This window comes from Bacteroides sp. 3_2_5, assembly GCF_000159855.2.
GTDB classification, from domain to species: domain Bacteria; phylum Bacteroidota; class Bacteroidia; order Bacteroidales; family Bacteroidaceae; genus Bacteroides; species Bacteroides fragilis.
Genome location: NZ_JH636045.1, coordinates 254,465 through 267,917, shown reverse-complemented (window position 1 = coordinate 267,917; position 13,453 = coordinate 254,465). Strand labels below are relative to the sequence as shown.

The 13,453-nt window shown below is 46.8% G+C and carries 13 protein-coding genes and 1 pseudogene; 5 read left to right on the top strand and 9 right to left on the bottom strand.

Going from position 1 to position 13,453, the window contains the following annotated elements; translation table 11 throughout:
• The first annotated feature begins 64 nt into the window (after positions 1-64).
• Positions 65-283, top strand: a complete 219-nt coding sequence (locus BSHG_RS0220685) for a hypothetical protein (RefSeq protein ID WP_008769684.1) — start codon at positions 65-67, stop codon at positions 281-283.
• 305 nt (positions 284-588) lie between these two features.
• Here BSHG_RS0220685 and BSHG_RS03725 read toward each other — a convergent pair whose 3' ends face one another.
• The 5 genes from BSHG_RS03725 to BSHG_RS03745 all read right to left on the bottom strand — a co-directional run bounded on the left by BSHG_RS03725 (position 589) and on the right by BSHG_RS03745 (position 6,457).
• A complete protein-coding gene (locus tag BSHG_RS03725; RefSeq protein WP_008660992.1) occupies positions 589-2,355 on the bottom strand; it encodes an ABC transporter ATP-binding protein in 1,767 nt (588 codons plus the stop codon).
• A gap of 2 nt (positions 2,356-2,357) precedes the next feature.
• Positions 2,358-4,082: an ABC transporter ATP-binding protein gene (locus tag BSHG_RS03730; RefSeq protein WP_005788999.1), complete on the bottom strand. Its 1,725-nt coding sequence runs from the start codon at positions 4,080-4,082 to the stop codon at positions 2,358-2,360.
• Complete coding sequence (locus tag BSHG_RS03735) at positions 4,079-5,245, bottom strand: metallophosphoesterase (RefSeq protein ID WP_005798721.1); 1,167 nt, start codon at positions 5,243-5,245, stop codon at positions 4,079-4,081. Before BSHG_RS03735 ends, BSHG_RS03730 begins: the two co-directional genes overlap by 4 nt.
• A gap of 111 nt (positions 5,246-5,356) precedes the next feature.
• Entirely contained in the window at positions 5,357-5,941 is a 585-nt protein-coding gene (locus BSHG_RS03740) for a hypothetical protein (protein ID WP_005788993.1), read from the bottom strand.
• Between the two features lie 3 nt (positions 5,942-5,944).
• Positions 5,945-6,457: an RNA polymerase sigma factor gene (locus BSHG_RS03745; protein ID WP_005802969.1), complete on the bottom strand. Its 513-nt coding sequence runs from the start codon at positions 6,455-6,457 to the stop codon at positions 5,945-5,947.
• Positions 6,458-6,745: 288 nt separating this feature from the next.
• On the opposite strand from BSHG_RS03745, the gene BSHG_RS03750 reads away from it, so the two are divergent.
• Positions 6,746-7,228 carry a YdeI/OmpD-associated family protein gene (locus tag BSHG_RS03750; protein WP_005788988.1) on the top strand — a complete coding sequence of 161 codons (483 nt, stop codon included), beginning with the start codon at positions 6,746-6,748 and terminating at the stop codon, positions 7,226-7,228.
• Positions 7,229-7,295: 67 nt separating this feature from the next.
• Here BSHG_RS03750 and BSHG_RS03755 read toward each other — a convergent pair whose 3' ends face one another.
• Entirely contained in the window at positions 7,296-7,724 is a 429-nt protein-coding gene (locus BSHG_RS03755; protein ID WP_005815136.1) for a hypothetical protein, read from the bottom strand.
• 291 nt (positions 7,725-8,015) lie between these two features.
• Between BSHG_RS03755 and BSHG_RS03760 the strand changes: the two genes are divergently transcribed.
• The 3 genes from BSHG_RS03760 to BSHG_RS03770 are packed head-to-tail and all read left to right on the top strand — an operon-like array spanning position 8,016 to position 10,982.
• Positions 8,016-9,152, top strand: a complete 1,137-nt coding sequence (locus tag BSHG_RS03760) for a hypothetical protein (protein ID WP_008660988.1) — start codon at positions 8,016-8,018, stop codon at positions 9,150-9,152.
• A 27-nt stretch (positions 9,153-9,179) separates the two neighbouring features.
• Positions 9,180-10,046, top strand: a complete 867-nt coding sequence (locus tag BSHG_RS03765; RefSeq protein ID WP_008660986.1) for a porin family protein — start codon at positions 9,180-9,182, stop codon at positions 10,044-10,046.
• Between the two features lie 48 nt (positions 10,047-10,094).
• Positions 10,095-10,982 carry an outer membrane beta-barrel protein gene (locus BSHG_RS03770; RefSeq protein ID WP_005788975.1) on the top strand — a complete coding sequence of 296 codons (888 nt, stop codon included), beginning with the start codon at positions 10,095-10,097 and terminating at the stop codon, positions 10,980-10,982.
• 188 nt (positions 10,983-11,170) lie between these two features.
• On the opposite strand, the gene BSHG_RS03775 is transcribed toward BSHG_RS03770, so the two are convergent.
• From BSHG_RS03775 to BSHG_RS03785, 3 genes and pseudogenes are all read right to left on the bottom strand, one after another.
• Positions 11,171-12,091: a porin family protein gene (locus BSHG_RS03775; protein WP_005788972.1), complete on the bottom strand. Its 921-nt coding sequence runs from the start codon at positions 12,089-12,091 to the stop codon at positions 11,171-11,173.
• A gap of 56 nt (positions 12,092-12,147) precedes the next feature.
• On the bottom strand, positions 12,148-13,086 hold the full coding sequence (locus BSHG_RS03780; protein WP_008660983.1) for a vitamin B12 dependent-methionine synthase activation domain-containing protein: 939 nt from the start codon (positions 13,084-13,086) through the stop codon (positions 12,148-12,150).
• Positions 13,073-13,395 (bottom strand): annotated as a pseudogene (locus tag BSHG_RS03785) (four helix bundle protein). The gene BSHG_RS03780 and the pseudogene BSHG_RS03785 overlap by 14 nt, the downstream one beginning before the upstream one ends.
• Positions 13,396-13,453 lie beyond the last annotated feature (58 nt).

The following is a 13,453-nucleotide window of genomic DNA, read 5'->3' as shown; positions in this document are numbered from 1 at the left end:
TTTTCGGGGCCGGAGTGCGGTCCGAATGGAAAAAACGTCCTGTAGGGAGTTATGGGTTTGTCTTATGGACGGTGATTCCGCTCGCTTTCTGATAGAATGTCACAAGATAGGTGCGATTGCTTCGCTGAAGTATTTCCTTGAAGGAAAGCCGTGTCTTTCTGTTGTTCCTTTAAGTGCTTCGGACACTTCACAACCGGAACGGAAAACGCAAGAATCAGGGGAGAAAAACAGGACAATAGACCTGATGGACAAAAACAATAGGAGATATTTGAAAAAGAAGTAAGCATATTGGGGAAATGCTTACTTCTTTCGGACCAAATGCTTACTTCTTTTTCCTGAAATGCTTGCTTCTTTTGTGAAAAATCCCGGTTCTTCACCTGTTCAATCCCGGTTCTTCACCTCCGTAACCCCACTTTTGGGGACTTTCCCTCTCCGGTTTACTGCTTTTATCGAAAGGTGCTGTTTGTGAAACCGGGTATTTGCTTTCTTAATGTATCGCTGTTTGCATCAATCACTTTCTATCTGATACCTCTTCCGAATCGGGATTACGGTTGCTCCATCCCCGGCGCGGTTTCTGTGGTAGTCCGTTTATTTGAATTGCTCTTCATTCAGCGAATAATATTTTCCCTTCAATGCAAGTAATTCCTGATGACTGCCTTGCTCGATGATTTCTCCGTGCTCCAGTACCAGGATGGTATCTGCATTGCGGATCGTAGACAGGCGGTGGGCGATGATCAGGCTGGTGCGTCCCTGCATCAACTGGTCCAATCCCCGCTGGATCAAGATTTCACTGCGTGTATCTATGTTGCTCGTTGCTTCGTCCAGCAACAGGATGGCCGGATCGGCCACTGCGGCACGGGCAATGTTCAATAGCTGCCGTTGCCCTTGGCTCAGGTTGGCTCCGTCGTTTTCGAGCAAAGTATCGTACCCTTGCGGCAAGCGTTTGATGAACGAATGGGCAGCGGTCAGGCGGGCGGCTGCCACTACCTCGTCATCCGTCGCACTGAGGCGTCCGAAGCGGATGTTCTCCCGTACCGTACCTGTGAAGAGATGGGTGTCCTGTAACACGATAGCCATTGAACGGCGAAGGCTGTTGCGCTCGATCCGGTCGATCGGGTGATTGTCGATGGTGATCTCTCCCGACTGAATATCGAAAAAGCGGGGAAGCAGGTTTAATATCGTTGTCTTTCCGGCTCCGGTGGCGCCTACCAGGGCTATTTTCTTTCCTGCCGGTGCATGCAGGGACACTCCTTTCAAGATGGTTTTCTCCGGACGGTAGCCGAAATACACATTCTTCAGGGCTACGTCTCCTTTTATATTTTTCAGTGTGACGGCTTCCGGAACATCCGCTTTCTCGGGCGCTTCATCTATGATTTCGAAGATACGTTCGGCTCCGGCTATGGCAGCCTGTATGCTGTTGTAAAGGCTTGCCAGTTCATTGATCGGGCGGCCGAACTGCCGTGAATATTGCAGGAAAGCTGCCAGTCCGCCTACGTCGAATCCGCGGAAGATGGCCAGTAAAGCCCCCACAATGGTGATGATCACATAGTTCAGCGTATTGAGGTTTTGCATGACAGGCATCATTAGCCCCGAGTAGAATTGTGCTTTCAACGATTTGTCCTTCAGGCTTTGGTTCAGTATCCCGAAGTCTGTTTCCACCTTCTGTTCGTGTCCGAATACTTTCACCACTTTCTGTCCGCTGATCATTTCTTCCGCATAGCCGTTCATCATTCCCAGTGCTTCCTGCTGCGCTTTGAAGTATTTCCGGCTCCGTTTCACAATGCCTTTGGCACTGAGGAACATCAGGGGGACAGTAATCAGCGTTACCGCTGTCAGTATCGGGCTGATAAAGATCATCAGGCAGAAAATACCGATAACCGTCAGTGCACTGGACAGCATATCGGACAGGCTGTCGGTCAATGCGTCACTGATGCGGTCAATATCGTTGGTGTACCGGCTCATGACATCACCGTGCTGATGGGTGTCGAAGTATCTGACAGGCAGACGTTCCATCTTGCCGAACAGTTCCTCACGCATCCGGGTCACGGTGCGTTGTCCTATCTTATTCAGCAGGATATATTCGATGTAAGTAGCCGCTACTCCTGTCAGGTAGATGGCTGCCAGGAACAGCAGGATGCGCACCAGTCCCTGAAAGTCGCCCGGCAGGATGTACTCGTTGATAATCGGGCGAAGCATGTACGATCCGGTGAGGTTGGCTGCAATGCTGATCACGATCAGCACACCGATCACAATCAGTAACCGCCGGTCACAGGCCACGTACGATATCAGGCGTAGAAATGTTTTCTTTCCCGCCTTAGGCTTTCCGCTGTATTTCAGATGATCTCCGTGTGCCATGGTCAGATAACGATTTGCTGTGAGTAATATATTTCCCGATACATTTCCGACCGTTCCAACAACTCTTCCGGGGTGCCGATGGATTCTATCTCCCCGTCGTCCAGCAGAATGACCCGGTTGGCCGATTGCATGGTGTATATGCGTTGGGTGATGATAAGCACCGTGGTATCCCGCAGCCAGGCATTCAGGTTGTTCCGGATACGGAGTTCCGTTTCAGAGTCTACGGCACTGGTACTGTCGTCCAGTATCAATATCTTGGGTTTACGCAGCAAGGCCCTGGCGATGCAGATGCGTTGCTTCTGTCCGCCGGAAAGGTTGATTCCACCCCGTCCCAGCAGTGTGTCGTATCCGGCAGGCAACGAGCAGATGAACTCATGGGCTTCGGCGGCACGGGCTGCCACTTCGAGTTCTTCTTGCGTGGCATCCGGTTTTCCCCAGCGAAGGTTTTCGGCGATGGTTCCCGTAAAGAGTTCGTTCTTTTGCAGCACCATTCCGATGCGGGCATGGAGTTCGCGCAGGTTATAGTCTTGTACAGGGATGCCGTCAATGCGTATTTCTCCGGCGCTGACATCATAGAGGCGGGGGATCAGTTGCACGAGTGAACTTTTTGCCGATCCGGTAGCACCTGCTATGGCCACTGTCTCGCCCGGGCGGATGTGGAAACTGATGTTTCGTAATACGTCCGTCTCTCCGCCGCCATAACGGAAGCTGACCTTCTCGAAGGCGATCTCTCCTTTTTCAATCTCTCGGGTGCTCCGCATGCCTTCGGGTGTGTCGGTCAGCGAAGGTTGTGTGTCCAGTACCTCTAAAATACGTTTCGACGAGGCAGAAGCACGGGCATAAGACATGATGATCATGGAAAGCATCATTAATGACATCAACACCTGTCCCAGGTAGTTGACAAACGATATCAGTTCGCCTACCTTCAGCTCTCCGGTCATCACCTTGTGGCCTCCCATCCAGAGGATAGCGATGATAGACAGGTTCATCACCAGTTGCATTACCGGAAAGATGGAGACAATGATGTTGGAAGCATGAATCACCGTATCACGCAGGCTCTCGCTCTTGTCTTTGAACTTATGTGCTTCGAAGTCCTCTCGTACAAATGACTTTACCACCCGGATGTTAATCAGGTTTTCGCGTACCACCTCATTCAGTTGATCCACCTTCTGCTGAACCTTCAGGAAGAAGGGGAAACCTTTCCGGAGAATAAAGAATACGCTGAAACCCAATATAGGGATGGCAGCCAGCAGGACACCCGCTAGTTCGAGATTGATGCGTACAACGAAAAACACCGCCATGACAAGCATCAGCGGAGAGCGCAGCATCAGGCGCATCGACATCATGATGACTTGCTGGATGCGGCTGATGTCACTGGTCAGGCGGGTAATAAGCGAAGCCGTACTGAACCGGTCGATGTCGAAGAAAGAGAGTTGCTGTATCTTGCCGAAAAGGCCGGTGCGCAGATCGGTTCCGAAACCAATGGATGCATGGGAAGATACGTAGACATTGGCAATGCTAAAAATCAGTCCGACAATGGAGATCAGTATCATCTTTCCGCCCACGGCAGTGATGACGGAGAGGTCTCTTTGCATCACTCCGTTGTCTATAATATCCGCCATGTACATCGGCTGAACGGTTTCACACATCACCGACACGAGTACCAGCAACGGGCATGCCAGCAGGCTTATTTTGTACTTCTTCAGTATTTGCCAGTATTTTTTCATTTATCCAGTGTTATCACGGTAATCTCCGGCCATGCTCCGAAGCGGAAAGGCAGACCTACGAATCCCATGCCGACGTTTACGTACAGCCCCCGGTTGTCCTCCATGTACATACCTCCCCATTCCGGATAAATCCAGGAGGCAGGCGAGTGATGTCCGATGGCCAGTTGCATGGCATGAGTATGTCCCGCCAACATCAGATCGATGTCCGATTGAGGTAACACTTCACGCCTCCAGTGGGTAGGGTTATGACTTAGTAACAGCTTGAACAGCCCGTTTGTTCCTGCCTGTGCTTTGGTCAGGTCGCCGTGCTGGGAGAAAGGAGGTTCTCCTTCGTTTTCTACCCCGATCAGGGCAATGCTGTCATTTCCCCGGTGTAGCAGGGTGTGCTCGTTGTTCAGCAGTATCCAGCCCATGTCGGCCTGTCTTTTCTTCAGGTCGTTCAGGTTGTTTACCTGGTCACGCTTGCTTTTCCAGCGATAGTAAGGTCCGTAGTCATGGTTCCCTAATATGGAGTAGACGCCGTCTGTGGCATGCAGTTGAGACAGTATCTCTTCAAATCCGTCCAATTCCGCAGCCCGGTTGTTCACCAGGTCACCCGTGAATACGATTAAGTCCGGTTTTTGTGCATTCACCAGGTCCACCATCCGTTGCAGGCTCTTGGCGTTTCCCTGCCAACTCCCGATGTGGATATCGGACAACTGGACAATGCGGTATCCGTTGAAGGCTTCGGGTAGACGGGGAGACCGGAAAGTGACCTCCTTTACTTCGAAACGGTCTTTGCCGACCATCGATCCGTAAAGAATCAGCGCCGCATTGAGTGTGGCAAGTACCAGTCCGGTTGCCACAAAGGGCTTCCGGGACCAGTGCAACCATCGGTTAAACGGGCGTCCGATGATGGAACAGATCGTGAAAATTAGTTTCGGTGAAGCAAATAGGAAAAAGACAACGGCAAAACGCCCTATCCATAACGTATGTTGCTCGGCGTATTCATAGTTGGCAAAGAAAGCCAGTGACACGACTCCTGCCATCAGGAAAAGAGTGGGGAAGAAGTACAGAATCCGCCAGAAAAGACTTAGAGTCAGTTGTTTGATAAATGTCCGGTAAATATAAATGTCCGGCAGTACAAGGATTACTATCAGAAAGCCTAAAACTCGTTGCAGCATATTTTCTTAACTATGGAGTTGAATACATAAAAAGAGGCGCAGGTAAGTTTTTGGGGGGGACTTCCGAACGCCTCTTCAAAGTTAGAGAGAATTTGTAAAGTATGGTTTAAGTTAAGCTGTATGATTTAATTCTTTTAACTCGTTGAGGTTCTTCTTTATTTCTTTTATATGTCTTATGTTCCGGCGATATACCCATAGGCAGATTCCGAGCCCGATGGCCCAGACGATCAGGCTGACGATAATTCCCGCAGCACCATATTGCCAGACTTGCCTGTGGAAAAAGAAAAAAGTAGCCATCGCAAGCAGATAGAGGATACCTATGATCCATTCGCGAACCATCCATCTATGGTACCGATTGATGCGGGAGATGACTGTGACCAGAGGCATCTCATCGATCCGGGTCCGGCTCAGGTAATGGGCGGAGTACAAATCCCAGCAAAGAGCCGGGATGCACAGTGAGAGGGCTATCCAATAAAAAAGGTCTGTAAGTGTGTCGGCGCATATCCAGAAGAGCACCGCTAATGTCAGTATGCCGATCGAGGCAAAACGCAGTTTCCTGTTGAACCGGTCGATGCTGTTCATCTTGTTACGGGCACGTCCCAGCAGTTGTGCTATCTCTTTTTCTTCAATGAACTCCTTGTTTTTCAGGTGTTCATCCAGAGCATTCCACGATTTCTTCAAGTCATCCAGTTCCATATCTTATTCCTCCTTTTTCATCTTTTTAAGTTTGTCCTTGATCCGGCTCAGCTTAGTGGCTACATTGGTCACAGTCAGTCCGGTGATTTCGGCTATTTCCTCGTAGCTTTTTTCTTCCAGGTAAAGCAGTACGATCGATTTGTCCAGTTGTCCCAATTGATTGATCATCCGGTACAGTTGCCGCAGCATTTCCGTCAGTTCGTCTTTCTCTTCTGTCATCCAGTCGGCTTCGCGGGTCAGTGCGACGATTTCCGGCACATTCTTTTCCTTGCGGATGAAGCTGATGCAAGTGTTGAGGGCTATCCGGTAAATCCAGGTCGATATTTTGCATTCTTTCCGGAATTTGGGATAAGCTTTCCACAGATTGAGAATCACTTCCTGGTAAAGGTCGCCGAGCGTAGCGTTCCGGGTGGTATACAGATAGCATACTTTGTAGATAACCCGCTCGTATTCCTTGATTACCGAGAGGAACTCTTTTTGTACAGGCTCGTTGATATGCGCCGGATTCAGGTTCATTGATCTTCTTTTAGGATTACTTTTATTTGGTTAGTCGCAAAGAAAAGGAAATAATCACAGAATAAGAGTGAAAATTGGTGGTAATTGGGGTTCGTCTCCGGATATTTATTAAATTTGGAAGCCATATGGATCAGTGAGCAATGGAGCGTTAGCATGAAGATCAGAAGGCTTTTATCAACCCATACCATACCCATTGGTCTTTCGTTCTGCCGGGTGAAGAGAAGTGATGCGGGGCGGAAAGTATGGGGAAATAGAAAAGATAGAATAGAAATAAACAGTCATTGACAAATGGAAGTACCCTTAGTGGATAAAGATTACTTGCTTGAGAGAACTCCCGGCAATGGAGGATGGACTTATGCACCCATTCCCGAAGTGCCGCAAGATAAAAAGGCACCTTTCGGCTGGGTGAAAGTAAAAGGAAGTATTGATGGTGTCGAAATCAAAAAGCACCATTTGATGCCAATGGGGAATGGAGAATTAGGACTTTCTGTAAAAGCTGAGATCCGTAAGAAGATCAAAAAGCAGGCGGGTGATTATGTACATGTTGTTTTGTACCTTGATGAAGAGCCGTCGGAGATTCCCGAAGAACTGCAATTGTGTTTGCAAGACGAACCTCGAGCATTGGAATTTTTCAATTCACTGGCTGAAAACGAGCGGCACAATTATGTGAAATGGATCTATTCTGCAAAGACCGATCGGGCAAAAGTAGCCAGGATGGCCAAAGCGATTGACAGGCTTGCAAGCAACCTGAAGTATTACGATAAAGGCTGAATGTGTGGCTATATACATCAATGATCGGTCATATTCAGATTCCGGATATATCCTGTTTACCTTCTCGTTATGCCTCGCATAACTTTGCTCCTATCACTTCAAGCAATAGGATGATAAACCATCCGAACACCACCAGCCGGGGAGGAATGATGCTTCTCCAGGCACTCCGGCGGTAATGGTGCCTGATAGCCGATACCCGGTCTTTCCGGTATCGTAGACGGGTACAAACGAAAGGGAGTAACATGCCGGCAAAAACAATTGTCACATCTATGCTCTCGCTAAAAAGATGAATCCCATTTAATCTTGTCCAAAAGGCAACAGGACCCCATATGCAAAATGTCCAATAATTAAATATCACTCCGCTTCCCCATACGCGAGAATTTCTTTTCGACCACCGGTCACCGCAATAGTAAAGGTAATCAAAGAAATAAAATCGGTATTTCTTGGGATGTAACCGGCTGCGGGTACGTTCAAAATAATCGGGGTTCTGCATCATATCGTTATGGGTGTTTGCAATGGGGGTACTTCAGGGGGGTACCTCTGTCTGTAAATATAGGGAGATAATATTGAATATTTATTATTCCGGGGGGCTTTTCTTGCCTGAAGCAAAGTATATGCCGGTTGGCAACATCGGACGGTTTCCGGCCGGGGGGATGTTATTTGTTGTGTTTCCTTTATATCGGCCGGAGGATACTCCGGATTTGTAGAGAATCAAATTGTTTTATTTTGTTATATTTATGATAAATATTGTAACTTTGCGGACGATTAACACTATAAATAGACAAAGATGAACAAGAGAAAATTACTAGGCTTGCTCTGTCTGATGACATTGCTGGCTACCTCCTGTGATAATAAAGGAGATTATTGGGGGGCTATGGAATCTTCTAAAGCAACATTAACGTTGGAGCGGATTTGTGATATGGCTACGCTTTCACAAGATTCCGTGGAATTGCTGTCCAATATTCTGGGGATGAATACAGAAGAACTGTATCGGACAGACGTGGTCATGATAGGGAAAGTGACAAGTGAAGAAACCGGATTCTACCAGTATCCCAGATTCCTGATAGCTAAAGATCGAGAGATGAAAGAAGTGCTTACGGAAGCTTATGTACATCGTGATACAGAAGGGACTTTTTATGCTTTCCTGGAATCGAATATGCTCCCCGTGGGCGAAACTTATTATTGCGCCATGGTTGATTATAATTATGGCTATAACGGACGTCCGGGATTGCTGGACCATGTATTGGGCGGAAATACGCGTGGCGAACGTTACAGTGAAGTGAAGCCATTCCGCCTTTCAGGGTTGCCAAGATTGGTTGTGCACGATGCACATTTTACAGGATACAGTTTCTATTTATCTGCGGAGGTCCGTTTCAAAAGCAATGGCGGAATTATAGAACAGGGCGCTTGTTACAGTTCTACTAAAAGAATCCCTACGGTTGATGATCAGAAGACATTGGCACGGGAAACCCGGAATTATGACTATTCGTTTTTAGAAGTAGAGGTGACCGATCTGCTTCCCAATACACATTATTATATACGTCCCTATGTGACTACTGAGGAAGGGACAGGCTACGGACCGGTAGTTGAGTTTACAACCGAACCGGGTACGGAACCGATTATCAATCAGTTTTCGTTGTATTCATATGACGATACGTCGGTAGAGTTGTATGCCTCTTTCTATACAAATGATTATCAGATTACAAACTACGGATATAGTTATGGCATTTATTCACAAGAAACGGGGACGGTGAAGGATGAGCAGATGATAGAGGTTCCTTTTGGGGATGATTATGGACAGGAACTTAGTAAAATCGTTACCGGACTGCGTCCCGGAACGCGTTATGCTTTCCGTGTTTATGCGAAAAATGGAGTAGGGATCACTTACAGTGGTTACCGGACCGTTAAGATTCCCGTAGAATAAGAAAATGGATTTAAAGAACGAAAACAGATGAAAAGAATAATAATAGGAATGATTGCCTGCATTTGCGCAATCACCGTAATGGCTCAGGTTCAGACACACGACATAAAAGGAGTAGTATTCGATAGACGCCAGCAACCTATTGTGGGAGCATTGGTCACCGCCAAAGGAACCAATATCAGTACAATCACCGATGTAGATGGCAAATTCCTCTTGCAGGAGGTTCCTCTTTCGGTAAAGAAAGTGGTCGTTACATCCATCGGGATGGAGACCCGGGAAGTTGACTTGAATGTACCGGTACAGCTGACCGGAAAACGTAAGAAGGTCTCGTTTGTGGCACATGCCGGTCTTAGTATGAGTAAATATACGATATATGGTTCCGACTTTAAAGTGGGATATGAATTCGGTCTGGGTATCGAGGTGCGTATGTCGAAGCGTTGGGCTTTTCAGCCTACCTTGCAAATCTGTAATCACGGAGCTGAGTTCAATGCCGAAAGATATGGCGTGAAATATCAGGAGACTTGGAATCCGGTATCACTGGATTTGCCGATGTTGTTCATTCTTCGTTGTCCGATAGCCCGCAAAATGAATCTGGCATTTTCTATGGGACCTGTTTTTTCGTATGGTTTTGCAGGGAAAGTGAAAGCTAGCGAGACAGGCAAACCCGATGAAGAGTATGATATTTATAGCAGTGAGTATGAATACGACTATTCCGGTGGGAAACATTCTTTGCTGCATCCTTTCAGCTTTGGTGTAGCCTATGGCATAGGGGTGGAATACAAAAAGTGGCTGGCCGGTATTTCAGGAAAGAGCATGTGTTTGGGGCAGGATGATGAAGGCTTTGAAGCAAAAGAGCACAATCTGGTACTTACCTTGGGAGTCACTTACCGTTTCTGATGAAGCGGAAACGGATAACTGGATGTTGAATGTAAAAAATAGAAAGATATGAAAAAATATATAGCATTGGCATGGGTCTGCCTGGCATTGACCGACGTAATGGCACAAAAGCAAAAGGTAGTAGAGAAGGTTGTGGACGAAGATTACTATCCGGTAGAGGGTGCCGTCGTTACCCTGAAACGTACGAATCAGAATGCGACGACCGATAAAGACGGAGTATTTATACTGGAGGAGGTACCGGTATATTTTGATTCGTTACAAGTGAAAAAAGGAAAACGTAGCGGATATATAGATCTTCCGATGCGCATACAGATGCGCACACAGGTGATGCAACGCTTCTCGTGGTCGGTAAAGGCAGGAATTGGAGCAGGAAAATTCATGCAGGGGCCCGAATCGAAACTGAAAGACGGATTCAGTATCTATGGTGGGGTGGGAGCCGATATCCGGATGTCGAAACATTGGGCTTTTCAGCCGTCACTTTTGCTGGTTTCCCGTAAAATGAAAGGGTATGATTTCTATGGCTATTATGCCGAAAATAACGGAGATGGTTCTTCATCCGCTTCTTATGAGCAGGTCAGTGGCACTTATAATCCATTCTATTTGGAGATTCCTCTGTTGTTTGCACTGAAATACAGGGTAGGGAATGATATGAACCTGGTGTTCAGTTTCGGCCCTTACATTGATCTGGGACTTAGTGGAGATGAAAAGAGAGAATATATCAAGCATTATTACGATACGATGGAGGGTAATAAAACCGAGTCTGTTACCAATAGCCGGTCGTTGTTCGGTAAACGGTTTACAGGAGGATTCGCCTATGGAATCGGAGTAGAATACGGTCGTTTCCTGATAGGAGGAACCGGAAGAGTGGGATGTACTTCATGGAATCATTCGGAAGGCTTTATAGATGTAGCTTTTGAAATAGGATATCGTTTCTGAGATAATAGACCATGAAAAGGGAGTGTTTCATAACTCACTACAGATTACACAGAATGATTTTTAATCTACTGATAACCATAATATTTATCTGTGTAAATTCCATGTAATCTGTGGTGAATACGAGTTTAGGCACACCCCTTTTCTCTTCACTCTTTTGTGTGTTTTCAATGCTTAAATAAAGTATTCATTTAGAATCTGTAGCCCACTGTCAGGATTCCACCGATCGGGTAGTGCTTTTCGGTATCACCGGCATACAATGTCCCTCCTTTGATCGGGTCCATGAATCCGTGCTGGAAAGAGGCATTGATCAGATAATGCTTCCATATTTCAAATCCGATGCCTCCCTGCACTCCAATGTCGAAGCGTTTCAACAAGGCGTCCTTATCTTTCATTTCGGCTGTGGAGGAGTAGGATTTAAAAGGATTGTGTGATTCGTTTTTATGTCCGCCTGTATTGGTCAGTTCGTATTTTCCACCCATACCTACGGATAAATAGGGACCGATATTGATCGCGAACTTAACATGGTTCGATATATCTATTTTAAAAGCTGCCAGGATGGGGATATCCAGGTAGATCGGAGATATCTTGGCTTTGTAGGAGATGGGATCGGTAGACGAAGATAGTGGAGAGTAGCCTTCGTATTCGGCAGTTGCTCCTTTGCTGGTGATCATCAATCCCGACTGTATGGCCCAGTGTCTGCTGAAATTATATTCCACACCGGCACCGACACTGAATCCTGTCCGTTCGTCCAGTCCATCCGGGCGGCGATAACTGAACAGGCTGACACCGGCTTTCACATTCCACGAAAAGCCTTGTTCTACGGGTTGAAGCTGAATGTATACGTTGGGAGCAACATCTACCTCTTTGCGTTCCATACCTACATGGTACACTACGAGCCGTTGTGCCGAAGCGGGTGCTTCTGCTATTACGAACTTGCCGTCTACATTCGTCACGGCACCGATATTGGTTCCTTTGACAACGATGGCGGCACCGACGGCAGGCTGGCCGTCACCAACTACGACAGTACCCGCTATGCGCTGAGTCTGTGCAAAGATCACTACGCTGCATGAGGGCAGTAACCATAATAACAGAATAAGAACCTTTTTCATAACTTCTTCTATTTATAAAGAATAGGATCAGTTACAAATATATCGAAAGAAAACTTTTATTGCAAGTTTGCTGCCAGAAATTTACGCATCTCTTCTACGGTTTTTCCCCTTCGGCCGGCATAGTCTGCCAGTTGATCTTCACCGATCTTCCCCACGGAGAAATATTGGGATGCGGGATGGGCAAACATTAATCCGCATACGGAAGCATGAGGATACATGGCACCATTCTCGGTCAGGTGGATACCTATTTGTTTCATATCGAGAATCTCATCCAGGATGAAGTTCACGGATTGGTCGGGCAGAGAAGGGTATCCCACAGCAGGACGGATGCCTTGATACTTTTCGACAAGAAGATCGGGTATGGAAAGATTTTCATCCTTGGCATATCCCCAGGCTTCTTTACGGACGTACTCGTGCATCTTTTCGGTAGCGGCCTCGGCCAGGCGGTCGGATAGCGTTTGTACCAAAAGATGCTTATAGGGGTCTTTCTCATAAAGTCCTTCCATGTCCGCATCGATGGATGAGGCAAAAGCTCCTACCACATCGGTGATGCCTGAAGATAGCGGGCGTACGAAGTCACTGAGGCATAAGAACGGTTCGTTTTCTTTCTTCTTGACTTGCTGCCGGAGCAATGGGAAGGTGATACCGTTTATAATCAGATTATCTCCATCCGCATTGGCAGGACAGAGCTTAAAAATAGTTTTTACCTCAAAATCTCTGTCCAGTTCGTTCAACATCCGGTTAGCTTCTTTATAAAGTTGCATCGCTTCTGAAGCCTTGCTCCGTTCTTCTTCCGGGAAAGTGGTCAGCCAGATAGCACGGCAAGAGTCACATCCGTGAATATTGGCAATGGCAGCATAACGCGGTTGGAATCCCCAGGCGTGGAAGAAGTAAATCCAGTTGATATAAGGGGTTAAATCATGAATGGCGAATGATGAACGATGAGCAGGGGAGGAGCTATCAACGGTGAATGATGACGGGTTATGCTTTTCCATATTTGACTGTTTTAATACTGGTAATCATAAGTTTCATTAATTCATTTGCGTCTGCAAACATGCTTGAATATTCTGTTTCGGATAAATATTCTGTTTTAAATAACAATTCAAGCCGGAAAAGGGTTTCGTTACGTTCTTTTGGGGCGATGCTATATTATGAATAAAGTCGGCGTTGCTTTCGGCGCATTCCGTTTCTTTTTGCAGAACTCCGATGGCTGTACCGGATATTAGAATCTGGTCGGATAGAGAGTAAGCTTTTCTTTTGTTCGGATATTTATGCAGGTTTACGATTTGTATCGCGAAAGCCATACTTTTATCTTTCAATATATTTCTCATTCTCCTCGCATTTATTGTTCCCCGTTCCTCG